Source organism: Dehalococcoidia bacterium, from assembly GCA_040902535.1.
Classification (GTDB): Bacteria; Chloroflexota; Dehalococcoidia; order DSTF01; family JACRBR01; genus JBBDXD01.
On sequence record JBBDXD010000006.1, the window covers coordinates 113,401 to 138,440 of the forward strand.

Annotated in this window: 28 protein-coding genes and 1 pseudogene; 19 read left to right on the top strand and 10 right to left on the bottom strand. The window is 66.0% G+C overall.

Features of this window, described 5'->3' with window-relative positions; all coding sequences use genetic code 11:
* Window positions 1-6: 6 nt before the first annotated feature.
* From WEB52_03415 to WEB52_03435, 5 genes and pseudogenes are all read left to right on the top strand, one after another.
* Window positions 7-912, top strand: a complete 906-nt coding sequence (locus WEB52_03415) for a CoA-binding protein (GenBank protein ID MEX2225482.1) — start codon at window positions 7-9, stop codon at window positions 910-912.
* Window positions 913-1,167, top strand: a complete 255-nt coding sequence (locus WEB52_03420; protein ID MEX2225483.1) for a ferredoxin family protein — start codon at window positions 913-915, stop codon at window positions 1,165-1,167.
* Window positions 1,168-1,271: 104 nt separating this feature from the next.
* The gene (locus WEB52_03425; protein ID MEX2225484.1) at window positions 1,272-2,711 is read left to right on the top strand and encodes an MFS transporter; all 1,440 of its coding nucleotides are present in this window, start codon (window positions 1,272-1,274) and stop codon (window positions 2,709-2,711) included.
* Window positions 2,712-2,753: 42 nt separating this feature from the next.
* Window positions 2,754-3,006: pseudogene (locus WEB52_03430) on the top strand (hypothetical protein).
* Window positions 3,003-3,212, top strand: a complete 210-nt coding sequence (locus tag WEB52_03435) for a DUF2283 domain-containing protein (protein MEX2225485.1) — start codon at window positions 3,003-3,005, stop codon at window positions 3,210-3,212. The pseudogene WEB52_03430 and the gene WEB52_03435 overlap by 4 nt, the downstream one beginning before the upstream one ends.
* Window positions 3,213-3,262: 50 nt before the next feature.
* Here WEB52_03435 and WEB52_03440 read toward each other — a convergent pair whose 3' ends face one another.
* Window positions 3,263-4,630: an NAD-dependent malic enzyme gene (locus WEB52_03440; protein MEX2225486.1), complete on the bottom strand. Its 1,368-nt coding sequence runs from the start codon at window positions 4,628-4,630 to the stop codon at window positions 3,263-3,265.
* A 260-nt stretch (window positions 4,631-4,890) separates the two neighbouring features.
* Between WEB52_03440 and WEB52_03445 the strand changes: the two genes are divergently transcribed.
* Window positions 4,891-5,745 (top strand): alpha/beta hydrolase, encoded by an 855-nt coding sequence (locus WEB52_03445; protein MEX2225487.1) that lies wholly within the window; start codon window positions 4,891-4,893, stop codon window positions 5,743-5,745.
* Window positions 5,742-6,104, top strand: coding sequence for a VOC family protein (locus tag WEB52_03450; protein ID MEX2225488.1), 363 nt, complete (start codon window positions 5,742-5,744; stop codon window positions 6,102-6,104). Before WEB52_03445 ends, WEB52_03450 begins: the two co-directional genes overlap by 4 nt.
* A 14-nt stretch (window positions 6,105-6,118) precedes the next feature.
* On the opposite strand, the gene WEB52_03455 is transcribed toward WEB52_03450, so the two are convergent.
* Entirely contained in the window at window positions 6,119-6,634 is a 516-nt protein-coding gene (locus tag WEB52_03455) for a flavin reductase family protein (protein ID MEX2225489.1), read from the bottom strand.
* Window positions 6,635-6,785: 151 nt separating this feature from the next.
* Here WEB52_03455 and WEB52_03460 point away from each other — a divergent pair, with 151 nt between their 5' ends.
* Complete coding sequence (locus WEB52_03460; protein MEX2225490.1) at window positions 6,786-8,003, top strand: cytochrome P450; 1,218 nt, start codon at window positions 6,786-6,788, stop codon at window positions 8,001-8,003.
* Here the strand turns inward: WEB52_03460 and WEB52_03465 are convergent.
* Window positions 8,000-9,001 (bottom strand): LLM class F420-dependent oxidoreductase, encoded by a 1,002-nt coding sequence (locus WEB52_03465; protein ID MEX2225491.1) that lies wholly within the window; start codon window positions 8,999-9,001, stop codon window positions 8,000-8,002. The two genes, WEB52_03460 and WEB52_03465, sit on opposite strands and share 4 nt — an antisense overlap.
* Window positions 9,002-9,105: 104 nt before the next feature.
* On the opposite strand from WEB52_03465, the gene WEB52_03470 reads away from it, so the two are divergent.
* The gene (locus WEB52_03470) at window positions 9,106-9,603 is read left to right on the top strand and encodes a nitroreductase family protein (GenBank protein ID MEX2225492.1); all 498 of its coding nucleotides are present in this window, start codon (window positions 9,106-9,108) and stop codon (window positions 9,601-9,603) included.
* Window positions 9,604-9,606: 3 nt separating this feature from the next.
* Window positions 9,607-10,290 carry a sulfotransferase gene (locus WEB52_03475; protein ID MEX2225493.1) on the top strand — a complete coding sequence of 228 codons (684 nt, stop codon included), beginning with the start codon at window positions 9,607-9,609 and terminating at the stop codon, window positions 10,288-10,290.
* Here the strand turns inward: WEB52_03475 and WEB52_03480 are convergent.
* Window positions 10,287-11,654 carry a nodulation protein NfeD gene (locus tag WEB52_03480; GenBank protein ID MEX2225494.1) on the bottom strand — a complete coding sequence of 456 codons (1,368 nt, stop codon included), beginning with the start codon at window positions 11,652-11,654 and terminating at the stop codon, window positions 10,287-10,289. The two genes, WEB52_03475 and WEB52_03480, sit on opposite strands and share 4 nt — an antisense overlap.
* Window positions 11,655-11,846: 192 nt before the next feature.
* Here WEB52_03480 and WEB52_03485 point away from each other — a divergent pair, with 192 nt between their 5' ends.
* The 8 genes from WEB52_03485 to WEB52_03520 all read left to right on the top strand — a co-directional run bounded on the left by WEB52_03485 (window position 11,847) and on the right by WEB52_03520 (window position 20,124).
* Window positions 11,847-13,091: an ATP phosphoribosyltransferase regulatory subunit gene (locus WEB52_03485; protein MEX2225495.1), complete on the top strand. Its 1,245-nt coding sequence runs from the start codon at window positions 11,847-11,849 to the stop codon at window positions 13,089-13,091.
* Window positions 13,088-14,485 carry an ATP phosphoribosyltransferase gene (gene hisG, locus WEB52_03490; protein MEX2225496.1) on the top strand — a complete coding sequence of 466 codons (1,398 nt, stop codon included), beginning with the start codon at window positions 13,088-13,090 and terminating at the stop codon, window positions 14,483-14,485. Before WEB52_03485 ends, hisG begins: the two co-directional genes overlap by 4 nt.
* A gap of 3 nt (window positions 14,486-14,488) precedes the next feature.
* Window positions 14,489-15,241: a zinc dependent phospholipase C family protein gene (locus tag WEB52_03495; GenBank protein ID MEX2225497.1), complete on the top strand. Its 753-nt coding sequence runs from the start codon at window positions 14,489-14,491 to the stop codon at window positions 15,239-15,241.
* Window positions 15,238-16,611: a histidinol dehydrogenase gene (gene hisD / locus WEB52_03500; protein MEX2225498.1), complete on the top strand. Its 1,374-nt coding sequence runs from the start codon at window positions 15,238-15,240 to the stop codon at window positions 16,609-16,611. Before WEB52_03495 ends, hisD begins: the two co-directional genes overlap by 4 nt.
* Complete coding sequence (hisC, locus tag WEB52_03505; GenBank protein ID MEX2225499.1) at window positions 16,608-17,717, top strand: histidinol-phosphate transaminase; 1,110 nt, start codon at window positions 16,608-16,610, stop codon at window positions 17,715-17,717. Before hisD ends, hisC begins: the two co-directional genes overlap by 4 nt.
* Window positions 17,707-18,306: an AAA family ATPase gene (locus tag WEB52_03510; GenBank protein MEX2225500.1), complete on the top strand. Its 600-nt coding sequence runs from the start codon at window positions 17,707-17,709 to the stop codon at window positions 18,304-18,306. The genes hisC and WEB52_03510 overlap by 11 nt, the downstream gene beginning before the upstream one ends.
* The gene (gene hisB, locus WEB52_03515; protein MEX2225501.1) at window positions 18,303-18,899 is read left to right on the top strand and encodes an imidazoleglycerol-phosphate dehydratase HisB; all 597 of its coding nucleotides are present in this window, start codon (window positions 18,303-18,305) and stop codon (window positions 18,897-18,899) included. Before WEB52_03510 ends, hisB begins: the two co-directional genes overlap by 4 nt.
* 136 nt (window positions 18,900-19,035) lie before the next feature.
* The gene (locus WEB52_03520; GenBank protein ID MEX2225502.1) at window positions 19,036-20,124 is read left to right on the top strand and encodes a ferritin-like domain-containing protein; all 1,089 of its coding nucleotides are present in this window, start codon (window positions 19,036-19,038) and stop codon (window positions 20,122-20,124) included.
* Between the two features lie 117 nt (window positions 20,125-20,241).
* Here WEB52_03520 and WEB52_03525 read toward each other — a convergent pair whose 3' ends face one another.
* Entirely contained in the window at window positions 20,242-20,742 is a 501-nt protein-coding gene (locus tag WEB52_03525) for a hypothetical protein (protein ID MEX2225503.1), read from the bottom strand.
* A 32-nt stretch (window positions 20,743-20,774) separates the two neighbouring features.
* A complete protein-coding gene (purS, locus tag WEB52_03530) occupies window positions 20,775-21,056 on the bottom strand; it encodes a phosphoribosylformylglycinamidine synthase subunit PurS (protein ID MEX2225504.1) in 282 nt (93 codons plus the stop codon).
* Between the two features lie 126 nt (window positions 21,057-21,182).
* Here purS and WEB52_03535 point away from each other — a divergent pair, with 126 nt between their 5' ends.
* Entirely contained in the window at window positions 21,183-21,428 is a 246-nt protein-coding gene (locus tag WEB52_03535; protein ID MEX2225505.1) for a hypothetical protein, read from the top strand.
* A 132-nt stretch (window positions 21,429-21,560) separates the two neighbouring features.
* On the opposite strand, the gene WEB52_03540 is transcribed toward WEB52_03535, so the two are convergent.
* The 4 genes from WEB52_03540 to purE form a co-directional block, all read right to left on the bottom strand.
* Entirely contained in the window at window positions 21,561-22,445 is an 885-nt protein-coding gene (locus WEB52_03540; GenBank protein MEX2225506.1) for a phosphoribosylaminoimidazolesuccinocarboxamide synthase, read from the bottom strand.
* Window positions 22,429-23,211: a hypothetical protein gene (locus WEB52_03545; protein ID MEX2225507.1), complete on the bottom strand. Its 783-nt coding sequence runs from the start codon at window positions 23,209-23,211 to the stop codon at window positions 22,429-22,431. The genes WEB52_03540 and WEB52_03545 overlap by 17 nt, the downstream gene beginning before the upstream one ends.
* Complete coding sequence (purB, locus tag WEB52_03550) at window positions 23,208-24,500, bottom strand: adenylosuccinate lyase (protein MEX2225508.1); 1,293 nt, start codon at window positions 24,498-24,500, stop codon at window positions 23,208-23,210. The genes WEB52_03545 and purB overlap by 4 nt, the downstream gene beginning before the upstream one ends.
* A 97-nt stretch (window positions 24,501-24,597) precedes the next feature.
* Window positions 24,598-25,035, bottom strand: coding sequence for a 5-(carboxyamino)imidazole ribonucleotide mutase (gene purE / locus WEB52_03555; GenBank protein ID MEX2225509.1), 438 nt, complete (start codon window positions 25,033-25,035; stop codon window positions 24,598-24,600).
* Between the last annotated feature and the right edge of the window lie 5 nt (window positions 25,036-25,040).

Here is a 25,040-nt window from a genome sequence, read left to right on the forward strand (position 1 = left end):
GCGAGCATGAGCATCCTGATCGACGAGAACACGACCTTCATCATCCAGGGGATCACCGGCCGCGAAGCCGTGAACATGGCGCGCGAGTGCCTCGACTACGGATCGAATCTCGTCGGCGGCGTGACGCCGGGTCGCGGCGGCCGCGACGTGCACGGTGTGCCGGTGTACGACACCGTCAAGGAGATCACATCACGCCAACGCGTCGACGCGTCGGTGATCTCGGTGCCGCCGGCGTTCGTGCGCGATGCCGCGTTCGAAGCGATCGAGAACGGCATCAAGCTGATCGTCATCGTCACGGAGCGCATCCCGCGCCTCGAAGTGGCGCAACTGCTCGAAGTGGCGCGTCGCCACCACGCGCGGGTGATCGGTCCCAACTGCCTGGGCGTGCTGTCGCCCGGTAAGTCGCGCGTCGGTGGCATGGGCGGCGCGGCGGTCGCGGCGCGGCGCGCCTACCAGCCGGGCCCGATCGGCATCCTGTCACGCTCCGGCGGCATGACGACGGAGATCGCCAACACGCTGACCGCCGCCGGTCTCGGGCAGAGCACCGCCGTCAGCATCGGCGGCGATGCCATCGTGGGATCGTCCTACGCCGAACTGATGCCGCTGTTCGAGGCCGATCCCGATACGAAGGCGATCGTCATCTACTCCGAGCCCGGCGGCCCCATGGAGGCGCAGCTCGCGAAGTACGTGAAAGACAACAACTCGCGTCTGCCGATCGTCGCGTTCATGGCGGGACGCTTTATCGACGAAATGCCCGGCATGCGCTTCGGCCACGCCGGCACGATCGTCGAAGGCAAGGCCGACACGACGTCGGAGAAGATCGCCCGGATGCTCGACGCCGGCATCTCCGTCGCCGAGGAGATCCAGGACATACCGGACATGGTGAAGCAGCGACTGTCGGGGGTGCGCTAGATGGCGTCGAACGGTTCCGGCATGTTCATCCGGGTCGAAGTCGACGAGCCGCTCGCGTCGGATGCGGCGGCGGCGCAGCAACTCGCGGGCGTCTGCCCCGTTGACATTTACGCGGCGACCAACGGCCACGTCGAGATCGTCGAAGATAACCTCGACGAGTGCATCCTCTGCGGCCTCTGCCTCGAAGTCGGTCCGCAAGGCGCCGTGCGCGTCATCAAGCTGTACGACAACAACGCGCTGTTGACGAAAGCGTAACGACGTACATCGCACCCGCCCCCAGCAGCGATGTTGGATTGCGGATGCGCGAACCGGTTTAGGCAGCCTCGCGCCAAGCGCCAGTTCCCCTAGTATTGAGCACCATGGATCAGGACGCCGTCGCCGATGCGCCCGTGGCCGGAGAGGACGCCCCCGCAGCCGTGGCCACGCCTGCCGCGCTGCGCCCCTCGATCAGGCAGTACGGGATGCGGCCGCTCGTGATCCTCTTCATCCTCAACGGAGTCGACGAGTTCGATCGCGCAGTGCTTACCATCGCGCTCGACGACATTCGTCTGCACTTTGGGCTCTCGGACTTCACCGTCGGGCTACTGCCGCTTGCGGTCATCTTCATCACCGGCATCCTCTCGCTCCCGGTCGGAAATTGGGCCGATCACTACAGCCGCACGAAGATCCTTGCGGTCGGCGCGCTGGTGTGGGGAAGCGCCGGTCTCTTCGCGGCGGGCTCGCGCTCGTTCCTGCAACTCTTTTTCACGCGCGCGTTGCTGGGCGTTGGTCAGGGCACGATCGGCCCCACGCACCTGAGCCTCCTTTCGGACTACTACCCGCAGCACGTGCGTGGTCGCGTCATGAACTACTGGCGCTCGGCGAACGCCTTCGGTTCGATCGTGGGCGCGGTCGTTGGCGCCGGCATTGTCGCGGCGGTCGGCTGGCGCTGGGGATTCGCGGCCGCGGCGGTACCGGGTTTGCTCTTCGGACTCGTGGCGCTGACGCTGCGCGAGCCGAAGCGCGGTCAGGCCGAGTTGGACGAGGCCATCGTCGATAATCCAATGCTTGCCGGGTTCCTGCGCGAGCCAACTGACCGGAAGGGCTTCTTCGAGAGCCTGGGCACGATCCTCGCGACACGCACGCTCCGCTACATGATCCTGGCCAACGCGGCGATCGGCTTCACGCTGATCGGCGTTATCGTGTGGCTGCCGACGCTATTCGAGCGGCGGTACGGATTCGAGACGGAGGAGGCGGGCGCGATGTTCGGCGCGCTCGCGATCGCCGCGTTCCTTGGCCAGTGGTTTGCCGGCCCCTACGCCGACAACCGGCTGCATCGCGGCCTGGGCTATCTCGGACGCATGGGAGCGCTGTCCGTCGTCGTCCTTCTCGTGACGTGGACCGTGGCGTTCGCCATCCCGTACGCGCCAGTCACGCTGGCGATGCTGCTCGTCGGCGGCTTTGTCGCGTCCGTGACGTCGGGCGGACTCATTCCGATCGTCGCTGCGTGCTCGTCGCCGCGCATACGCAGTCAGTCGTTCGCCGCGTTCGGCCTGTCGCTCTCAGTGCTCGGCGCAGCCATGGCGCCGCTCGCGGTGGGCGGCGTATCGGAGCTGTTCCAGATGCGCGGCGTGGACGACGGCGACGCGCTGCGCTACTCGATGCTGCTGGCCACGGTCACCGTCGCGAGCGTCGGCGCGTGGTGGGTGTACGAGGCGAGCCGCAGCGCCGAAGACGACGCACGCCGCGCGGTCACCGAGTTTCTCGCCGAGAGCACCGGCGGCGGTGCGGCGGCGACGGACGGAACGCCGCAGGCCTGACGTCTGGAGGTTCTAGGCACCGACGCCGGTGGGGGAGTAATTCTGAAGACGACACGATACTTTGAAGAGCAGGTGCTGCGTAAACGGCCGTACTTGCGGCGGGAATGGTGTGAGCAGGTTCTCAACCGCCCGCTTCAGAAAGGAGGTTCAGCCCGATGGGCGAGTCCGCTACTGGGGTATGATTAGCGAGTTGGATGGGCGGACACTCCGGGTGGTGACGCTTGAAGACGGAGAGACCGTACATAACGCGTTCCCTGATCGCGGATTCAAACCACCAAGCGAGGCAGCAGAGTGAGGCTTCACTACTACGCAGAGACGGATTCGCTCTACATCGACCTCAGTTCGAAGCCCAGCAAGGAGTCGAACGAAATCGCGGACGGTATCGTCATTGACTTTGACGAAGACGGCAAGGTCGTTGGCATCGACATCGACCGTGCTTCGCGGATCTTGGATCTCAAGAAGCTGGAGATTGAGGGACTGCCTCTCGCAGCCACCTCTTAGCACTTGACAGCCCGACCGACTGACGGACTGAAAGACTGACCGACTGACGCCTAAATAAACACCGGGATCGGCTTCTTCTCTCGCTCTGCCACGCCGTCCGCGATCGCCGCTTCCGCTACTGCCTTCGCGACGTTCTTGAACACCGTCGGGTGAAACACGCTCGGGATGATGTATTCCGAGCTTAGTTCGTTCTTGCCGACCGCGGCCGCGATCGCCTCGGCGGCCTTCACCTTCATGTTCTCGGTGATGTGGCGCGCGCGCACGTCGAGCACGCCGCGGAACAGGCCGGGGAAGCACAGCACGTTGTTGATCTGGTTCGGGAAGTCCGAACGCCCCGTCGCCATCACGGCCACGTGCGGCCCCGCGATCTCCGGCCGAATCTCCGGATCCGGGTTCGCCATCGCCATCACGATCGGATCGCGGCTCATCTTCTTCAGGTCGTCGACGGTGATCATGTTCGGACCCGCCAGCCCGAGAAACAGGTCGGCGTCCTCCATCGCGTCGCTGACCGAGCCGCTCACGCCTTCGAGGTTCGTGTTGTCCGCGAACCACTCCTTCATGAAGTTCATGCCCTCGGTGCGGCCCTTGTAGATAATCCCCGTCCGGTCGCAGCCTATGATGTTCTTCACGCCGGCCGACATCAGGATCTTCGAGCACGCCACGCCCGCAGCGCCGACGCCCAACACGACGACCTTGATATCCGTCATGTTCTTCTTCACGATGCACAGTGCGTTCAGCGCCGCCGCCAGCACCACGACCGCCGTGCCGTGCTGGTCGTCGTGGAATACCGGAATGTCCAGTTCGGCCTTAAGGCGCTCCTCGATGTAGAAGCAGCGCGGCGCCGAGATATCCTCCAGGTTGATGCCCCCGAACCCGGGCGCAATCGCCTTCACGATCGCGACGATCTCGTCCTGATCCTTCGTGTCGAGGCAGATCGGCCACGCATCGACGCCGCCAAACGCCTTGAAGAGCATCGCCTTGCCTTCCATCACGGGCATCGCCGCTAATGGACCGAGGTCGCCGAGCCCGAGAATGGCGGTGCCGTCGCTGACGACGGCCACCGTGTTGCCCTTGATGGTCATCGAATAAGCGGCTTCCGGATCCTTATCGATCGCAAGGCACACGCGCGCGACGCCAGGTGTGTAGACCACGGACAGGTCGCGGCGGCTCGCCACCGGCACCTTGTTCGAAATCTCGATCTTGCCGCCGCGGTGGCTCAGGAACACCCGGTCCGAGACGCTCTTTATTGACACGCCCTTGATCTTCTTGACCTGGTCCACGATCTCGACCGCGTGCTCGCTGTCGCGTGCCTGCACGCTGATTTCGCGCACGATCGAGGTGCCCGTCGTCCGAATCACGTCAATATCGCCGAGATTCCCGCCGCAGTCGCCTACGGCCGCTGCGATCTGCGCCAGCATGCCCGGCTTATTGGGATACTGTGCCTGGAAGCTAAACGTGTACGACGCCGTGGGGACGTCGGCTGCGTGGCTGCCATTTCTGCTGCGGGCCATCTCGATGTTCCTCTCTCTGGGGCACATGCGTCGGGCAGCCTATTCTATGACTGGCCTGTGGTTATGGCTAGTTGACGATCCTCGCCGGTTCTCGTGCGTTGCTTGCACGTTTTCGCAACGAAGCGTACCGTCAACTGTCGCATCGATAGCAGCGATTGGAGATGTTCATGGCGGAGCCGCAGGCGGGACGCGTGACGGTGGAAGAGGGCGTAGTCTTCGGCACCGGCGGCGGCCGCGATCTGAAATGCGACGTGTACACGCCGCCGCAGCCCGGCCCGCGCCGGCCCGGCGTGCTGCTCGTGCACGGCGGTGGCTGGGTGCGCGGCGACCGTACGCAGTTGCGCGGCTACGGCATCCTGCTCGGGCGCCTCGGCTACGTGTGCGTCGCGACGGAGTACCGCCTGACAGGCGAGGCCAAGTGGCCGGCGCAGCTCCACGACGTCAAGGCGGCGCTGCGGTGGATGCGCGCGAACGCCGAGCGCCTCGGCGTCGATCCGGAGAAGATCGCGGTGTCCGGGAACTCTGCGGGCGCCCATCTTTCGCTGATGATCGCCGGCACGCAAAACATGCCGGCGTTCGAAGGCGACGGCGGTAACGCCGGCGTCAGCACGTCGGTCGCCGCATGCATCGCGTTCTACGCGCCCGTGCGCCTCGCCGAACTCTACGAACGCCGCGCCGATGCGTTTCTTCCCGCACTCTTCGCGCCCGACGCCACGCCGCAGACGATGGCTGGCGCTAGCCCGGATCGCCACGTCGCGAACAACTTTCCGCCGACGCTGCTGATCTCCGGCAACAAGGACCAGACCGTGAATTACCGCGAGAGCGTGCACATGTACCACGCGCTGATCGACGCGGGCGCCCGTGCCGAACTGCACCTCTACGAAGGCGCCCCGCACGCCTTCGACGCGCTACCGGACTTCGGGCGCCAGTGTGCATCGATCATGGCGCTCTTCCTCGACCGCGTGATGACGAACCCGCGCCCCGTCGCCGCGCCGCAGACGACGATGGCCGGGCGCACATGAACGTCACTCAGTGCATCGTCAACATCAACAGCGAGCAGCCGGAAGAACTCAAGCGCTTCTACCGCGACGTCGTCGGCCTGCCGCCGCACCCCGACGTCAACCGCGAGAGCACCTACATTGCCGGCGCGACCGAAGTCGTCATCGATGGCCACAGCGAGGTCCGCGGGCAGGCGCCGCAGCCACAGCGGATCATGATCAACCTGTTCGTCGATGACCTGACGAGCGATCAGCGCCGCCTCGAAGATCAAGGCGTCGCGTTCGTGCGCAGGGAAGGGCGTGAGTATTGGGGCGGCGTCATCTCGACGTTCTGTGATCCCGACGGCAACTATGTGCAGTTGATCGAGTTCCGCCCTGGTTGAGCCTGCGCAGCGTGCTAACCCGAATACGTCCAGCCCAGGTCGTCGTCACGTAGCGGCTTGCCATGACTGATCTGCCCGCCATCGACGACCCGCGCGACGATCAGCGTATGGTCGCCCGTAGGGATGCCGCCTTCCACCTCGCACTCGTACCATGCCAGCGCGTCACGCAGGATCGGACAGCCGGTGCTCATCGTCTTGTGCGGGACGCCGGCGAGCTTGTCGACCATCACCGGTTTGCCCTCGGCCGCCCGGCCGATGATCTTGCCGGGATCAGCAGGCTGCAAGAACGTCGCGACGAGTTCGTGGCTGTTCTCGCCCATGACGTTCACGCTGAACACGCGCTCCTCGCGGATGTTCGCCAGCGTCCGCGCGTCGTTCTCGACGGACAGCGCGACCATGCGCGGCTGGAAGGAGATTTGCATGAGCCAGTGCGCCGCCATGACGTTGAGGCCCATCGGCCCCTTCGAGCCGACGACATACATGCCGTAATTCATCATGTCCAGCGCAGGCTTCGCGTTCGAATCGGGCACTGCCGCTCCCTTCCAGGACGGACACGTCCTCGGATTGTAGCCACGTTGTCACCGTAAGTGCCGTCCGCACTGTGCTTGACAGGATCTCGGCACACCTCGATACTTAGGCACCACCGAAATAATGGCTCGAAGCCAATGAATGGGAGGAGCCATGTCCGACCAAACATCCCCGCCGTCAGCACCAGAAGAACCCAATCTGTTTGACGTGCCGATTTTCTCCGGCGATCCGTTTCCGCTGTTCAAGACACTCCGCGCGACGAACCCCGTTGTGAAGATCGGCGAAGGGTTCTGGGGCGTCACCAAGTACAACGACGTACTCAACATTCTGCGCGATCCCGACACGTTCTCGTCGCGCGTCGACGGGCGTTCCGTGCGCGGCGAAGCGCGTCCGCCCACCATCTTGTTCGATGACCCGCCGATCCACACGCGCATGCGTGGCCTGCTCACGAAGGCCTTCACGCCGCGCGTCGTCGAATTGCAGCGCGAGTTCATTCAGGAAAACTGCGACCGCCTGATCGACGCGATGCTGCTCCAGGAAGAACCGGACTACATCGAAGGTCTGTCGTATCCGCTGCCCGTCGGCGTCATCGCGAGCATGCTCGGCGTCGAAGACGGCGATCTCGCGACCTTCAAGCGCTGGTCCGATGCGATCATCCGCAACATCGGCGTCACGTTGTTCGATCCGGACAACAACGACCTCGAAGAGATCAATCTCGAGTTTGACGCGTACTTCCGCGAGCACATCGCCAGGGTGCGCGAACATCCCACCGACACGTTGTTGAGCGCGCTGGTCCACGCCGAGAGCGCGGAAGAGGGCCGTTTGTCGCTCGAAGATCTTCTCGTCGTGTCGCGCGTGTTGCTCGTGGCGGGGAACGAGACGACGACGGGGCTCATCATCAACTGCGCGCGCGTGCTCGCAGAATTCCCGGACGTGCTCGCTCGATTGAAGGCCGAACCGGAACTCACAGCGAGCTTCATCGAGGAGACGTTGCGCTATTACCCGCCGTTTCCCGCGACGATTCGCCGCACCACGCGCGACGTGGAACTGCGGGGCGTCACGATTCCGCAGGGCGAACGCATCCTGGCGCTGCTCGGTTCGGCGAACCGGGACGAAGAGGCCTTCGATCGCGCGGAGGAGTTCGTCATCGACCGCGACCCGAATCGCCACCTCGGATTCGGCATGGGGATTCACTACTGCCTCGGCGCGCCGCTCGCGCGTCTCGAAGGCCGGATCGCCATGCGCACGCTCATTCCGCGCATCAAGCGCCTTGAGATCATCGAAGAGGGGGAGGGCGGTGCGCTGCGACCGGGCGGCCCCGATTACATGAAGGTGCGCTTCGAGCTGGACGCGGCGGCGGCGCTCGTCTAGCGCGGCGCCAGCGCCCGCAGCATCTCGACGGACTGGCGCGCGCGCTCGTTGGGGTCAGCGGCTGTCGTGATGACGTTGATCACCGGTATCGTCACCCCCGCATCGACGTAGTCCTGCACCTTGCGACGGCACGTCGCCGCGTCTCCGTGTACCAGCAGTTCGTCGATGACGCTGCGCGGGATTGCCGCGGTCGCGGCTTTGCGGTCGCCGGCGCCCCAGGCGTCCCACATCGGCTGCAGCAGCGGACCTCGACCCAGCCATTCGTGGAATGCCGCGTATACGGGCACGTTCAGGTACGCCGCGATCGACCGCCGCCCGATGAAGTCGACCAGCGGCTCTTCCTCCGAAACGCACACGAAGATGCGGCAGGCGACTTCGACCTTCGACGGGTCGCGTCCGGCCTCCTCGGCGCCGCGTCGCGCTTCTGCGACGGCCTTCGGCACGTCGCCCGCCGACAGCCAGTTGATGATCACGCCATCCCCCACCGCTCCGCCCAGGCGCAGCATGCGCTTACGCAGCGCTGCGATGTACAGCGGCGGCGGCGCGACCAGGCGCCGCGACATCCGGAAGCCGTCCGCGCGCACCGTGTCGAGCGTCTCCGTCACCTTCTCGCCGGCAAACGCCTTGGTCAGCACGTTCGCGACGTCCCGCACCTTCCGATACGGAGCCTCGAACGGTACCCCGTTCCACCGCTCGACGATCACCGACGATCCCGACCCGATACCCAGCGCGAAGCGCCCCGGCGCCGCCTCCGCGACGCCCATCGCCGACATCGCCAGCGTCAGCGGTGTGCGTGTATACACGTTCGCGATCGCCGTGCCGAGTTGCATCTTCTCTGTCCAGGATGCGGCGAGCGCGAGCGGCGTAAAGCAGTCAACGCCGTCGATCTCGTACGACCATGCGTCGGTGTAGCCCAGCCGCTCGGCCTCCTGCAGCGCTTCTTTGTGCGCGTGCAGGGGCATGCCGTCGAAGGGGAAAGTAAATCCGTATCTGGCCATGACCGCCATCATCACCGAACCGCTCGCTGCGATCCAGCGGTAGCCCTCGCCGCGCGCTCCGGAGATACTGGTGCATCCGGCGAGCAGCGAAGACAGGGGCCCAAGTGGATATCTACAAGACCATCGTCACCAAGCGAGACACGCGTTCATTCACCGATAAGCCCATTGCCGATGAGACGCTGCGCCGCATCCTGCAGGCCGGGCGCATGGCCGGCAGTTCGAAGAACTCGCAGCCATGCCGCTTCATCGTCATCGACGAGCAGGCCGTGAAGGAAGAGGTCGCCAAGTGCGGCGACTTCGCCGCATGGATCCCCACCGCGCCGCTGCTCATCGCGATCGGTATCCCCGACGAAGGGCCGCGCGGCGAGTACGATGCCGGCCGCGCCTCCCAGAACATGATGGTCGCCGCCTGGGCGGAGCGCGTCAGCTCGTGCCCGGTCACCATGCACCACGTCGACTGCGCGCGCGATGCGCTCGGGATGCCTGCGAACTATCGTCTCGCCGTCGTGCTCGCGTTCGGCTATCGCTCGAAGCCGCAGAAGAGCGTCCCGGAGGCTGCGCGCCGCCCCTTCGACGAGTACGTGCATCGCAACCGCTGGTAGGGCGTGATCATCATCAGCGGCTGCGGCCGTTCCGGCACCAGCGCCGTCGCGCGCTTGTTGTATGACTCCGGCGTCTCCGTCGGACGCGACCTGATCCCGCCCGACGAAGGCAACGCCGAGGGTTACTACGAGGAGCGGGCCGTCGTCGAGCTCAACGACGAGATCGTTCAGACTGCGGGCCTCGGCGCCTTCTTCGCGACGGCTTCGCGCGAGCACATGCTTGCGTGCGCGCGGCCGCTCGTCGAGCGCATGCGCGAGCTTGCTGCGGAAGCGACGCCAGCCTGGAAGGACCCGCGCTTTTGCTGGACGCTCGAAGCCTGGCTGGACGCCTTCGACGCTGCGCCGCGCGTCGTCGTCTGCCTGCGCAATCCTTCCGAAGTCATCGCATCGACCATGCGCTATTTCGGCATGTCCAACGACGACGAGGGCCGGCGCGCCGTGGCACACGTCTGGCGCAGCGAAAACGAACGGCTCCTCGCGATCATCCAGGCCCACGCGCTCGAAGCCACATGCGTCGAGTACGACGATCTGCTCGCTGACCCGGCTGCCGTCGCCGCGCGGCTGGCTGCGTTCATCGGCCAGCCGTTGCGCGCGGCCGGGGTGCGCGCCGATCTGCGACACCATCGCGCCGCCCTGCCCGATGAGTTCGCGAATCTCTACGCCCGCGTCCGGGCTATCGGCGCCTAAGCAGGCTCCGTCTGCGCGTCACCCTCCGGGCGGCGTACCGTCAGCGTCAGCCCCCGCACCGACGTCACTTCGACTGGCGTGCCCTCGGAGATCGGCGCATCCTCGGCGATCGCCTTCCAGCGCTCGCCGTGGATGAACACGAAGCCCTCCGGATTCAAGTACGAACGCGCCAGCGCCCGCTGTCCGATCATCGCTTCGATGCCCATCGAAATGGGCAACTTCCGCATCCGGATGATCGCCATCATCACCATCAGGAAGAACGCGGCGAACACGACGCCCGTGACGACCACGAACCAGCGCGACACCTGGAACTCGGGCTGATCGCTCGTCGTCAGCAGCAGCCCGCCCGCGATCAGCGCGATCGCGCCGCCGATGCCGAATGCCCCAATCCCGGGCGCGATGAAGATTTCTCCGGCGAACAGTGCGAACGCCACCAGTATTAACGCCACGCCCGCCCAGTTCACGGGCAGCGTGCCAAGCGCGAAGAACGCAAGGATCAACATGATGATCCCGAACACGCCCGGCGCGAAGATCCCCGGATTGATCAGTTCGATCAGCAGACCCAGCCCACCAAGACTGAGCAGCAGGAACGCGATGTTCGGGTCGCTGAGTATCAGCAGGAATCGTTCGACGAACGTCATGTCATTCGACACGAGCGGTGCTTCGACGAGACCCGCGAGCGTCACCTCACTGCCGTCAACCTGCACTGTCCTGCCCTCGGCGGTCGTCAGCACCTCCGTCACGTCGCGCGCCACGAAGTCGACCACATTCAGCTTGACGGCTTCGTTCGCCGATACCGCCTCGCTGCTCCGCACCGCGTCCTCGGCCCAGTCGGCATTGCGGCCGCGCTCCTCCGCGATTGCGCGCGCGTACGCGGCGGCATCGTTCTCCACCTTCTCGCCGAGCGTGCCATCGATGTCGCCGCCACCCGCCGCCACCGGGTGCGCCGCGCCGATCCGCGTACTCGGCGCCATCGCGGCCACGTGAGCTGACATGGTGATGAACGTGCCCGCCGACGCCGCCTGCCCGCCTGCCGGCGATACGAACACGATCACTGGCACATCCGACGACTGGATCCGCTTGACGATGTCCTGCATCGAGCTCACCAGGCCGCCCGGCGTATCGAGTTTGATCACGACGGCGCGCGCATCGGTGCGCTCGGCTTCGTCGATACCGCGGTCGATGTACCCGGCCAACACGGGATTCACTTCGGCGTCGGCCGTCAGCACGTGTACCGCTTCGCGCTCGTCGACACTTCTGGCGCACGAGATGAGGAGGCCGGCGAGCAGAAACGTCAGCGCGAACGCCAGGCGCACGCGGCGCGGCGGCAGGTGCAGCGATATCCTGGGCAGAGGCAGCGACATGGTCGTCCCCTTCGCCCGAAATTGTATCGCGAGAGAGCCGAAGTCAGCCGCGCGAGGCCCGAAACGCCCGTAGAGAGATGAATACCCTTCCACCCGCAGTCGCCGATCGCGTTGTCGCCCCGGGAGCACGTTCGATAGAATGCGGCACGTCCCTGCCCGATTGGGCGGGGATTTGCCAGTCTGGGAAACGCCGTGTCGCAGACCGCCGAACGTCAGATTGCCCGCGGCATGCGGGACGTGCTGCCCGATGAGATGGACCGGACGCGGGCCGTCGAATCGGCCTTCGCCGCCACCTGCCGCGCGTGGGGCTACGGCGAAGTCCGCACGCCGGTCATCGAGCCGCTCCACCTCTTCACTGCCGCGGGCACGCTCTCGCCGCAGACGCTCGACCGCATCTACTCGTTCTTGGATTGGGACGGCTGGAGCGGCGAACGCGTCGTCCTGCGCCCCGATTCGACGATCCCCGTCGCGCGCCTGTACGCAGACCGTCTCGCCGGCGCCCGCGCCGCGAAGCTGTTCTACAACCAGAACGTCTTTCGCTTCACCGACGACGGCTCGAGCCGCGAGGAATGGCAATGCGGCGTCGAATTGATCGGCGACACGGGCCTCGCCGGCGACGTGGAAATCGTCATGCTGGCTCTCGCGGCCCTCCGTGCGTTGGAGATCGCCGACGTGAGAGTGCGGCTCTCGCACGCCGCAATCGTGCGGGCCGTGCTTGCCGCTGCGGGGCTCAGCGCGGGCGAGCAGGCTGCGGCGTACGACCGCCTGCTCGATGGCGACCTCACCGTCGTCGATGAGATCGAGTCGCGCCTCCCACAGCTCAACGCTCCGCTGCGTCTGCTCTTCGAGGTCGAAGGAGCCGGTAGCGGTTATCTCGCGAACGTGCGGTCCGCGCTCGCCGACGCGATTCCCGGGCTCGCGCAACCGCTCGATGACCTCGCCTTCGTCGTAGAGGCACTCGAGGCGGCGGGGGTACGGCCCGTCATCCAGGCCGTGCTGATGCGCAGCTTCGAGTACTACTCCGGCGTCGTCATGAAGATCGACGGCGGCGGCGGTGAGCGTCTCGCGACCGGCGGCCGCTACGACGATTTGATCGGACAGGTGAGCGGCACGCGCGTACCGGCTTCCGGGTTCGCGTTTTACATGAGCACGCTCGCCGACCTCGTGCCACTGCCTGACCGCCAGTCGCACGCGCGCGTCACCATCACCACCTCATCCAATGCGGCGCAACTGCTCGCCGCCGCGCACGCCGCCGCCGATGCTCTGCGCGCGGCCGGCGCGATCGTCAGCACGACGCCCGGGGATGCGTCGGCGGCTGACTACACGCTGCGCTGCCGGGACGCCGGCCCGCGCTTCGAACTATCGCGCGACGGCGTCGAAACGCGCTCGTTCGACACGCTCCCCCAGGTGATCGCCGCGCTCGGACTGCCGTCGTGATTCGCGTTGCGCTGCCGACCGGCGACCTGCGCGATCCCGTCGCCGCCGCACTCGACGATGCCGGCGTCGGCATCGGCCCCTTCGCGGCCGGATCCCGCGCACTCCGCTTCGAGATGGCAGGCGGCGCCGCCGTCGCTCGCGTGTTCCGCGAGAAGGACATCCCCGTGCAGGTCGCGCTCGGCAACTATGATGTCGGCATCTGCAGCCTCACGTGGATCGAGGAGTTGTCGCAGCGCTTTCCGAATCACCGCGTCGTTCGGCTGCGCGATCTCGGCTTCGGGGCGAGCGCGCTCTGGCTGGCCGCCGCCGGCGAACATTCAGAGCCGTCCGTGCGTATCGTCAGCGAGTATGCGAACATCGCCGACGCGATCGCCCGACGCGCCCGCCTGCCGCGCTATCGCGTGTTTGGCGTCTGGGGCGCCGCCGAAGCGTATCCGCCGGAAGACGCCGACCTCGCGCTCATCGCCGCCGACGACGACGAAGCGGTGCGTTCGCACGGCCTGCGCCCTCTCGGCGAAGTGCTGCGCAGTTCGGCCTGGCTCATCGCAAACCGCGAGTCGCTGGCATCGAAAGACCTGTCGAGCGTGCTGAAGCCGCTGCTCGGCGCGGCGGCGGCGGTGAACGCGCCGGCCGCAGCGCTGCGCGTCCCGGAGATCGGCCTGCGCGCGCGCGCACACGAGACGAAGCGCGAACGCCTGCGGCTCGCGCTGCCGGATGGCCACGCCAAATCGCACACCATCGCCGCACTGCGCGAGGCGGGCATCAGCGTCCCCGGCTACGAAGAAGAAAGCATCGTGCGCCGCCTCTTCGTCGAAGGTCACGATGTCGACGTGAAAGTGATCCGGCCGCATGATATGCCCCGCCACGTCGCCATCGGACAGTTCGATCTGGCGATTACGGGCCGTGACTGGCTCTTCGATCACCTGGTGCAGTTTCCGTCGAGTCCCGTCGAAGAAGTTGTCGATTTGCGGCGGTCGCGCTACGGTCTCGCCGCGATCGTGAAGGACGTGCGCGCGGACAGCATCGGCGGCGCCGTAGCCGAGTGGCGTCAGAGCGCGCCCGGCCGCGCCATCCGCGTGGCGAGCGAGTATCCGAACATCGCGGACCACTTCGCCCGCGAGCGCCACCTCGGGCGCTACAGCGTCATCCCGATCAATGGCGCATCGGAGGGCTTTGTCCCGGACGACGCCGACATCCTGATCGAGGGCATCGACACGGGATCGAGCGTGAAGGCAAACAATCTCACGGTGCTGGAGCGCTTCTTCGAGTCGACGAACTGCGTCATCGCCAACAAGCGGCCGCCCGAGGGCGCCCTGCGGCCTGTCTTCGATCGGCTCGTGGAACGACTGCGCGCGGGCGCCGCCGAGCCCGTCGCCGCTGGCGGGGGAGCGTGAGCCATGCCGGGCCTCCGACTGCACCTGACGATCGCTCGCGACCTGGCGAACGAGCTCGGCTCCGGGCTCGTCGACGAGGCTCGCGGCGCCTACTACCTCGGCGCGACGACGCCGGACATCCGCGCGCTGACGCGCTGGGACCGTGAACGCACGCACTTCTTCAGCCTCGACGACTTCGAAGAACAGAGCGGCGTCCATCGCCTCTTCGAACAGGAGCCGAAACTCCGCGACGCTGGGTCGCTCGATGCGCCGACGGCTGCATTCGTGGCCGGCTACATCTCGCACCTCGTCCTGGACGAGGACTACATCTGCCAGATCTACCGCCCGCTGTTCGGCGAACGCTCGTCACTCAGCGGCGACGCCATGGCCGATGTCATGGACAAGGCGCTGCAATGGGACATCGAGCGCGAAGACTGTGCCGACCACGCGAAGGTCGAAGAGATCCGCACCGCCATGGTTGAAGCCGCCGTCGAAGTGAACATCGACTTCATCGCGCGCGAGTCGCTGACGCAATGGCGTGACATCTCCGTCGATCTCATCGGCACGCAGCCAAGCGTCGAGCGGCTGGTGCGCTTTCTTGGCCGGCGCATGCCCGACGTCCGCCTCGACGACGAACAGGCCGAGGCGCGTTTCGCCGAGGAGATCCCGCTGTTGCTGCGGCGGACCTGGGAGCATGTCGGCGCTGAGCGGATTCACGAGTACCTGCACGGCGCCCGCGCCCGCGCGCGCAGCGCCATGAGGGAGTTTCTCTCGTGAAGATCGTGCGCGGCGCTGAAGAAGGACGTCGCACGCTGCTGAAGCGCCAGCCACTCGGCGAGACTGCGCTGCCTGCCGCGATCCGCGAGAAAAACGCCGCGATCTTCGGCGCCGACCTCTCGGTCGAACAGCAGGTGCGTCGCATCATCGAAGACGTGCGCCGCGAAGGCGATGCGGCGATCTCGCGCTATACGAAGGCCTTCACCGGCGCTGACGTCACGTCGTTCGAAGTGCCGCGCGCCGCCATCGAAGCGGCGTACGCCGGCGTAGCCGACGATCTCGCCGAAGCGCTGCGCGAAGCGGCGCGGCGCATCGAGGCGTATCACCGCCGCCAGCGCGAACACTCGTCCCGCTCGTTCAGCGACGACGGCATCGGCATGCAGGTGCGCGCCATCGAACGTGTCGGGATGTACGTGCCGACGAGCCCCGGTGCGGTGTACCCCTCATCGGTGCTGATGACGGCGATCCCCGCGAAGGTCGCCGGCGTCGGCGAGCTGATCATGATGAGCCCCGCAGGCCACGACGGACGCGTCGACCCGCTGAAACTCGTCGCCGCAGATATCGCCGGCGTCGACCGCGTATTCGCCGCCGGCGGCGCCGAGGCGATCGCCGCGCTCGCGCACGGGACGCAGACCATCCCGCGCGTCGACAAGATCGTCGGCCCGGGCAGCATCTTCGTCACCGTCGCCAAGCGCGAGGTCTTCGGCAGCGTCGGCATCGACGCGCTCTACGGCCCGAGCGAGACGATCGTCATCGCCGACGAGACCGCCGACCCGATGCTCGCCGCCGCCGACCTGCTCGCCCAGGCCGAACATGACGAACTCGCGACGCCCATCCTGCTCACAACGTCGGAGTCCGTCGCCGATGCCGTCGCTCGCGAGGTCGAGCGCCAGCTCAAGCTGCTGGACCGCGAGCAGATCGCCCGCGCATCGTTCGATGCCCGGGGCGGCGCCGTGATCGTCGAAAGTGTCGCCGAGGCCGTCGATCTGGCGAGCGAGTACGCGCCGGAGCACCTCTGCCTGCTCGTCGCCGATGCGAACGCCGTGGTAGCGACCGTGCGCAACGCAGGCGGCATCTTCGTCGGCGATGAATCGCCGGAGTCGCTCGGCGATTACACCGCCGGCCCGAGCCACGTCATGCCGACCGCGGGCGCCGCGCGATACGCCTCGCCGCTGGGCGTACACGACTTTCTGAAGGTGACGAGCGTCGTGGCGGTGAACATGGAGCAGTTACGGGAGGCCGGCCAGGCCGCCGCGAAGATCGCTCGGGCCGAAGGCTTCACCGCGCACGCACGCTCGATCGAACTGCGCCTTGATGGCGGCGAACGTCCTGCCGCGGCACGGGGCGACGGCACGCAGGCCGCGACGTGAAGGACTTCGATGTGCGCTCGCTGATCCGTCCAGACATCCTCGACATGCCCGGGTACGTGCCGATCACGCCCACCGACGTGCTCGCCGAGCGTCTCGGCATCCCGCCCGAGCGCGTGATCAAGCTCGATGGCAACGAGAACCCGTTCGGCCCGTCACCGAGAGCGCTGGCGGCGATTCGCAGGGAAGGCGCGTACCACATTTATCCCGACCCCGACCAGCACAACGTCCGCGCCGCCCTCGCGGATTACGTCGAAATGGAGCCGGAATGCATCGTCTGCGGGCAGGGCAGCGACGACCTGATCGACCTCATCATGCGCGCCGTGCTCGCGCCCGGCGACGCCGTCCTCAACTGCCCGCCGACGTTCGGCATGTACCCGTTCAGCGCCGAGATCGCCGGCGCGCGCGTCCTCGAAGCGCCCCGCAACGAAGACTTCTCGCTGGATCTCGACGCGATCGTCACGATGGCGCCGCAGGCGAAGGCGATCTTCCTTGCGTCACCGAACAACCCGACCGGCAACCTGATCTCCGAAGCAGAGATCGCGTCGATGCTCAAGCTCAACCTGCTCGTCGTCATCGACGAAGCCTATATCGAGTTTGCAGGGCGGCAGCATTCGTCCGTGCCGCTTGTGCGCGAGCACGCGAACCTCGTCGTGCTGCGGACGTTCAGCAAGTGGGCCGGCCTCGCCGGCCTGCGCGCCGGTTACGGCATCATGACGCCGGAACTCGCCGCCGTGCTGATGACCATAAAGCAGCCGTACAACCTCAACGTCGCCGCCGGCGTCGCGATGATCGCCGCGCTCGAGGACCGCGCACTGTTAGACGAGCAGGCGTGCAAGATCACCGGCGTGCGGAACAGGCTCTTCGACCTGCTGGCGAACTTCGACTGGGTGCACCCGCACCTCTCCGACGCGAACTTCGTGCTTTGCCGCCTCGAAGGCGTCGATGCCGTCGAGGTGAAGGAGCGGCTCGCCCGGCGCGGCATCTTCGTGCGACACTTTGACACGGCGATGCTGCGCAACCATCTGCGCATCAGCGCCGGGCTGGAAGAGCACACCGCGCTCGTCATCGACGCGCTGCGCGAGATCGGGGGAGAGCTTGGGCAATAACGCACTCGACTCACGGCGCGCAATCTTCGCGATCTCCGGCACGCAGGGCGCTGGCAAGACGACCGTGTCGTCGATCCTGGCGCGTCGATTCGAGCGCGGCGTACACGTCAGCGCCGACACGCTGCAGAAGATGATCCTTTCAGGCGGCGAATGGCCCGTCGCGAGCCAGACAAACGCCAATACGGACCTCGAAGGCGAAGCGGCGACCCAGTTGGGCCTCCGCCTGCACAACATGTGCCTGCTCGCGCGTTCGTTCTATGACGCGGGCTTCACCGTCGTCCTCGACGACATCATCGTCGGCAGCCGCATGCAGCACCTGCTCGATGAATTTGCCGGCATCGACTTCATGTTCGTCATGCTCACGCCGTCGCTCGAAACCGTGCGCGACCGCGAGCGTCGGCGCGGCACGCAGCTCTGGCGCGAGTGGGAGTGGCTGACAACGTCTATCGCCGAAACGACCCCGCGCATCGGCCTTTGGCTCGACTCTACGACGCAATCAGCCGAACAGACGGTCGACGAGATCATGCGTCGCGCATGGGAAGAAGCGATGGTGCATCCGACTGCCGTCGTCGCGAAGGGCCGAGCATGACCGCCCGAACCGCAACCGTCACGCGCGAAACCAAAGAGACAAAGGTCGAAGTCACGCTCGACCTCGACGGCAGCGGCAATGCCTCCGCCGATACGGGCATCGGCATGCTCAACCACCTCGTCGAGCAGATCGGCAAGCACGGGCTGTTCGACCTGAGCGTGAAGGCGACCGGTGACCTCCACGTCGACGAGCACCACACGGTCGAAGACGTGGGCATTGCGATCGGGCAGGCGCTGGACCGCGCGCTCGGCGACCGCAGGGGCATCGTCCGCATGGCCGACGCGCTGGTGCCGCTCGACGAGGCACTGGCGTCCGTTGCGGTCGACGTCAGCGGACGGCCTTTCTGCGTTGTTGACGTAACGTGGACGCTCGACCGCATCGGCGAGCTGCCGGCGTCGCTCGTCGAGCACCTGCTCGCGTCGATCGCCGCCGAAGCGAAGCTGACGCTGCACGCACGCGTGCTCGCCGGCGAGAACGACCACCATCGCGCCGAGGCGATGTGCAAGGCGCTCGGGCGCGCGCTGTCGGCGGCGACGCGCATCGAGCCGCGCCTCAAGGGCCAGGCGCCGAGCACCAAGGGCAGCATCGGCTAGGATGGCCGCGCCTCGCGCGTCAACCGGCCGATAATCTCTGTGGAATCCGCAGCGAAGAGCGATTGACACTCGCCGGTGCGCGAATCTACTATTTAGCACGCGCTAAGCTTCGCGACCTCGCCGAAAGGAACGTCAGATGGCCGTCGACCAGGACACCAAACACATGCTTCAGGCGGACCCCGAACCGAGTGATCTCGACCTGAGCTGGATGCAGAGCACCGGCGAGCGCGGCTTCTGGGCGAAACCCGGCCGCCGCGGTCTCACCCTCGAAGAGATCAACAAGGGCGCCTACGGCGACGCCCCGAAGTTCAGCGAGAACATGACGATGGCGCCCCGCGGCGCGGCGTCACGCGCCGGCGTCCCTCGCATCGGCTACCACGTGCGCGAAAAATCCGACATCTGGTCCGAGAACGCGGCCATGCTCTACGAAGAGGCCGTGCAGCGCCAGTGGAGCAGCGCAACCGACATCCCGTGGGACGAACTACAGCCCCTGCCCGACGACGTCGAGCGCGCGTACAGCCAGTTCTGCACGTTCCTGACAGAAGTCGAGTTCATCGCCGGCGACACGCCGAGCCAGTGGCTGCCGCAGATCAGCAATGACCACTACGAAGTCAAGATGTTCCTCGCGTCGCAGATCATGGACGAAGCGCGCCACCTCGACGTCTTCCGCAAGCGCGCGCTCGCGAACGGCGGCGGCCTCATGAGCAGCAGTGGCAACGCCGGCCTGCGCGTGATCATCGAGGCGAAGGACTTCACCGAGATGTCGACGATCATGCACGTGCAGGGCGAAGGCCTCGTGCAGTCGATCTTCCGCATGGGTGAGTACATCGCGACGAACGAAGCGGAGAAGCGCATCTTCCGCCTTTCGGCGCAGGACGAGTCGCGACACGTCGCGTTCGGCGTCATGCACCTCAAGTACATCCTCGAGACGGAGCCGGAACGCCGCGAAGAGATCCACAGTTACCTGGAAAAGGCGGAGCCGATCATCGGCGCCGGCTCAGGCACGGCGCCCGTCGCCGGCGGCTCGCCGATCTTCGGCACGTCGCTCGCGATGCTCTTCGGTCACACGCTCGGCAGCAACGACGAGGGCGGCAAGATGGCGCTCGCCGCGTTCCGCCGCCAGCTCAACGAGTACATGCACCGGCTGGAGGTCGCGGGCATGGGCGAACGCCGCTACCGCCTGCCGGCCCAGATCCAGGCCATCCTGGACCCGCCGAAGAACTGAGTCGTCAGTCGTAAGTTCTCAGTTGTAGGTCAGGGCTCGCCGTTCGGGCCCTGACTTTCGTTTTCACCACAGAGGCACAGAGCCGACGATGTTGACCGCGGGCTTTCAGCCCGCGCGTCATGCGGCACTGTGAGAATGCTCCGCAGCCAGGCGAAGCTTGAGAAACTCGGCGGGCATGAGGTGCAACGGTGTCGTGGCAAGACGACGCAATCGTTGCTTACCAACCTTCGCGCTTAGGATGGCGAGCGATTGCACAAATGGATCGGCGCTTGCCAGCGATTCACCGACGGCGGAATGCAAGTATTGCCAACACGCAGTCGTCAGATCCATCACGTTCTCGGTTTCGCGAGCCGATAGAGCTGAGCCGTCGTAAGGGTTGACCAGGAACCGCACTTCCTTTGTCACGCGCCCATTCTGATCGAGGACGGTCACCACCAGCTTGCGGTTGTGCCGCTCAAGCCGAACCAGCTCTCTTCGGTCTACGATGATCGAGCTGCGGAGGCATTCCATGCGTCCCATCGTGCGCGGGTCGTCGGTTGTGACGTTCAGCCGAACCCGACCTCGCACGGAGTCCGCGAAGCTCGCTTCGGTGAGTTGTCGTACTTTGCTCCATCTCATGCGGCCAAGGGTACACGGATTGGCGACGACGGTTAACCTCCGAACTCCGACCTCCGACCTCCGACTTCGGCCTCTTCCAACTCGAACCGAAAGTCTTCGATCACCGGATTCGCCAGCAGCTTGCGGCACATCTCCGTCACCTGCGCTTCCGCCTGCGCGCGGTCAGCAGCATCGACGCGGATCTCCATGTACTTGCCGGCGCGCACCGACTCCACGCTCGCGAAACCCAGCGAGTGCAAGCCACTGCGGATTGTGAGCCCCTGCGGGTCGTTGACCGTCGGCTTGAGCGTGACGTAGACGCGCGCGAGATACATCGACGGCAGGATATCGAGCGTATACCCGAAGGGCTACGCCGCGATCGACGCTTTACATAGCAGCGTAGGCGGCGGCCCGCCGTGATACGATCGCGACGCGAACAGCGAATACGAAGGGGGAGATTCATGCTGAAACGAATGACGGACGCCCTGCGAAACGGCGAGGAAGGGCACGCCACAGCGGGCATCGGCACCGTCATTGGTGCCGCGGGCGCGATCATGCTCGCCATCGGCGCCGCCGGCGACACCGACTGGCTGACGATCACCGGCGGCATTGTGCTCGCCATCGGCGTCATCGCCGCGGGAGTGCTGCACCATCAGGTCGTCGACTACGACCTCTTCGGCCGCCTCGACAAACTCGAAGGCAAGTAAATCGAACGAAGTCGGACGTCGGAAGTCAGAGGTCGACGAGCGCTCTTTGGGCGATCACGATCGTTGGCGCTCAGACTCAAGCGTCCGCTTTGTTGTTTGCTGTTTGTCGTTTGGTGTAGGCGCGCGCCGCGCCTACACCACTTCCTGACCCGTCAGCAACCGGTGCGCCTCGCGATACCGTTCCGACGTCCCCTGCACGACGTCCGGCGGCAGCTCGGGCGCGGGCGGCTCCTTGTCCCAGCCCGATTGCGCCAGCCAATCGCGCACGTACTGCTTGTCGAAGCTCGGCTGCGGCCCGCCCGTCCTGTAATCCGCGACCGCCCAGAACCGGCTCGAGTCCGGCGTCAGGATCTCGTCGATCGCGATCAGTTCGTTGTCGTAGTAGCCGAACTCAAACTTCGTGTCCGCGATGATGATGCCGCGCTTGAGCGCGTACGCCGCCGCAAACTGGTACAGCGAGATGCTGCGCAATCGCAGCACCTGCGCCGCCTCCGGCCCCACGTCCTGGATCAGGTCGGACATCGTCATCGGCTCGTCGTGTCCCTCGTCGGCCTTCGTCGTCGGCGTGAACATCGGCTCTGCGAACTGCTCGCTCTCCGTCATGCCCTTCGGCATCCGCACGCCGTTGACCGTGCCCCACTGCTTGTACTCCGCCCACGCCGATCCGGAAAGATACCCGCGCACGATGCACTCGACATCGACGCGCTTCGCCTTGCGTGCGATCGTGCTGCGGCCGAGCAGCTCTGCCGGCAACTCGAATGGCAAGTCGTCGGCGGCCGTACCGTCGGCTAGGCGCAGGAAGTGGTTCGGCACGACTTCGGCCGTGCGCTGGAACCACCACGCCGACATCTGGCTCAGCACCTTCCCCTTGTCGGGGATCGCCGTCGGCAACACGGCGTCGAACGCCGAAATGCGGTCCGTCGCCACGATCAGCAGGCGGTCGCCCAGGTCATACGTATCTCGCACCTTGCCTCGATAGGTGCGGTTCGGCAACGGCGACTCAAACAACACTGACATCGCTCTGCTCCCTCGCTTTCAAGTCGAAATACAACAACGTCTGCGCGATGATCACGAACGGCAGCACGAACGCAAGCAGCAGGCTGCCCACCGTCGCCGCCGCAAGGATTGGTATCTCCGCCGGATTCGCCGCGAACACCGAAGCCGGAATCACCGCCATCGACACGACGAGCACGATACCCAGCGTCCGCCACCAATGCCCGACGACACGGTCCGCGCTCGCATCGAGCGCTGCCCAGTTCTGGCGCCCTGCGAGCATCACTTCCTGGATCGAGAAGGTCCACCGCACAGAGAAGTAAAGAAACGTGCCGAGCAGCAATCCGAGCACCGTCCACGCGCCACGCGGCTCGTTTCGTTGTATGTCCTGCCAGTAACGATAGCCCGTATACGGAAACACCACGATCGATGCGATCGTCAGCACCGCGTACAGGAACTGCGTCGTGACGATGCGTCCGAAGCCCGCGAATGCCTGGTCGAGCGCCGCCCCCGCCTCGACGGGCTGGCCATCGGCGACGCGGTTCGCCGCGAATACGAGCGCGCCGACCGTCAGCAGGAATACCAGCGTCGTCGCGATCTGCAACGGTATCGCCACCAGGCTCTCCGTCTCCTCCGAACTGATGCGGTCGGTGATCACTGCGGACAGCATTTGCAGTGGCACCGTCGCCAGCGCGATCAGGAAGAACGGCAGGAACTGCGACCTGTACGCCTGTACCGCGGAGCGGATGATCTCGCCGATGGTCATCGGCCCGCGAAGGTCGACCTTCACACGAGCCCCAAACGTCTGAAACTATCGTCGACGTGCCGCGTGTAGTCGTCGTACGTGAAGATCGCATCGAGCGCGGAAGCTTCGAGCCGAGAAGTCACGTCAGGATCGGCTTCGAGGAGCCCGCGCAGCGGCGTCCGGTCGTGCCATGCCTGCATCGACGCGCGCTGCACGATCTTGTACGCGTCCTGCCGCGACATGCCGGTCTCGATGAGCGCCAGCAGCACCTTCTGCGAGAACACGAGCCCCTGCGTCATCTCCAGGTTCTCCCGCATGCGCTCCGGGAACACGTTCATGCCGCGCACGATGTCCGTCATCACCGCGATCATGTAGTCGAGCAGAATGCACGAGTCGGGGAGCACGATGCGCTCCGTCGAGGTGTGCGAGATGTCACGCTCGTGCCACAACGCGACGTTCTCGAGCGACGTCATCGCGTTGCCGCGCACCACGCGCGCAAGCCCGCAGATGCGTTCGGCCAGCTCCGGGTTGCGCTTGTGCGGCATCGCGCTCGATCCCGTCTGACCCTCCGAGAACGGCTCCTCGGCTTCGCGCACCTCTGTGCGCTGAAGGTGCCGAAACTCGACTGCAAACCGTTCGAGCGATGCGGCGATCACGGCGAGCGTGGTCATGAAGAACGCATGCCGGTCGCGCGGCACGATCTGCGTGCTCACCGGTTCGACGGTAAGCCCCAGGTGCGTGCACACCTTCTCCTCGATCTCCGGCGGCACGGTGGCGTGCGCGCCCACGGTGCCGCTGATCTTGCCGTACGCCACCTGCGCCTTCGCCTCGGCGAGCCGTGACTGCGCGCGCCGCACCTCCGCCACCCATCCCGCCAGCTTCAACCCGAACGTCGTCGGCTCCGCGTGTACGCCGTGTGTCCGCCCGATCGTCAGCGTGTCCTTGAACTCGATCGCCCGCTTCTCGATGGCGTCGCGCAGGCCGTGCAGCCCCTCCTCGAGCAGCGTCGCCGCGTCGCGGAGTTGCAGTGCCGTCGCCGTGTCCCACACATCGGACGATGTCAACCCGAGGTGTACCCAGCGACCTTCGTCGCCAAGACTGTCGGCGACCGAGCGCAGGAACGCCGTCACGTCGTGATGCGTCTCGTCCAGGTAGCGCATAATGCTGTCCATGTCGTACGTGGCATTCCGCACCTTCGCCGCGTCGGCCGCCGGGATGCGCCCGGCGTCCGCCCACGCGTCGACGACCGCCACTTCGACCTGCAACCAGCGGTCGAATTTACCCTTCTCCTCCCAGATCGCGCCCATCGCCGGGCGTGTGTACCGCTCGATCATCGAAAAACCTTGCACGAAGCCGTCGCGTTGCCGGCTTTCAATTCACTTCTGCTGACGTCATGGGTGATGCTCTCGGAGCTTGCTGGGACCGCCCAGTCTAACCAGTACTCAGCGATTCGCGGTAGGCGTCGTACTTCGCCCGCACGTCGTCGTGCTTCAGCGACAGGATCTCCGCCGCCAGCGTCGCGGCGTTGCGCGCACCCCACGCGCCCACTGCCACCGTCGCCACGGGCATCCCCGGCGGCATCTGCACGATCGAGTACAACGCGTCAATGCCCCTCAACTCGCTCGACGCCAGCGGCACGCCGATCACCGGCAGCGGCGTGTACGCCTTGCACACGCCCGGCAGCGCCGCCGCGCCCCCCGCCGCTGCGATGATGACCTCGAACCCGCGCTCGCGCGCCGACGACACGAACTCACGCACCCTGTCAGGGGCGCGGTGCGCCGACATCACGTGCACTTCATGCTCGATGCCAAACTTCGTCAGCGTGTCCATGCAGGTCTGCATAACGTCCATGTCGGACTTCGATCCCATCAGCA

Bases quoted from the DNA above. Each gene is read 5' to 3' on its own strand.
- WEB52_03415 (MEX2225482.1), top strand. From the start codon at position 7: ATGAGCATCCTGATCGACGAGAACACGACCTTCATCATCCAGGGGATC.
- WEB52_03420 (MEX2225483.1), top strand. From the start codon at position 913: ATGGCGTCGAACGGTTCCGGCATGTTCATCCGGGTCGAAGTCGACGAG.
- WEB52_03425 (MEX2225484.1), top strand. From the start codon at position 1,272: ATGGATCAGGACGCCGTCGCCGATGCGCCCGTGGCCGGAGAGGACGCC.
- WEB52_03440 (MEX2225486.1), bottom strand. From the start codon at position 4,630: ATGCTGGCGCAGATCGCAGCGGCCGTAGGCGACTGCGGCGGGAATCTC.
- WEB52_03445 (MEX2225487.1), top strand. From the start codon at position 4,891: ATGGCGGAGCCGCAGGCGGGACGCGTGACGGTGGAAGAGGGCGTAGTC.
- WEB52_03450 (MEX2225488.1), top strand. From the start codon at position 5,742: ATGAACGTCACTCAGTGCATCGTCAACATCAACAGCGAGCAGCCGGAA.
- WEB52_03460 (MEX2225490.1), top strand. From the start codon at position 6,786: ATGTCCGACCAAACATCCCCGCCGTCAGCACCAGAAGAACCCAATCTG.
- WEB52_03465 (MEX2225491.1), bottom strand. From the start codon at position 9,001: ATGGCCAGATACGGATTTACTTTCCCCTTCGACGGCATGCCCCTGCAC.
- WEB52_03480 (MEX2225494.1), bottom strand. From the start codon at position 11,654: ATGTCGCTGCCTCTGCCCAGGATATCGCTGCACCTGCCGCCGCGCCGC.
- WEB52_03495 (MEX2225497.1), top strand. From the start codon at position 14,489: ATGCCGGGCCTCCGACTGCACCTGACGATCGCTCGCGACCTGGCGAAC.
- hisB (MEX2225501.1), top strand. From the start codon at position 18,303: ATGACCGCCCGAACCGCAACCGTCACGCGCGAAACCAAAGAGACAAAG.
- WEB52_03520 (MEX2225502.1), top strand. From the start codon at position 19,036: ATGGCCGTCGACCAGGACACCAAACACATGCTTCAGGCGGACCCCGAA.
- WEB52_03525 (MEX2225503.1), bottom strand. From the start codon at position 20,742: ATGAGATGGAGCAAAGTACGACAACTCACCGAAGCGAGCTTCGCGGAC.
- purS (MEX2225504.1), bottom strand. From the start codon at position 21,056: ATGTATCTCGCGCGCGTCTACGTCACGCTCAAGCCGACGGTCAACGAC.
- WEB52_03535 (MEX2225505.1), top strand. From the start codon at position 21,183: ATGCTGAAACGAATGACGGACGCCCTGCGAAACGGCGAGGAAGGGCAC.
- WEB52_03540 (MEX2225506.1), bottom strand. From the start codon at position 22,445: ATGTCAGTGTTGTTTGAGTCGCCGTTGCCGAACCGCACCTATCGAGGC.
- purB (MEX2225508.1), bottom strand. From the start codon at position 24,500: ATGATCGAGCGGTACACACGCCCGGCGATGGGCGCGATCTGGGAGGAG.
- purE (MEX2225509.1), bottom strand. From the start codon at position 25,035: ATGGGATCGAAGTCCGACATGGACGTTATGCAGACCTGCATGGACACG.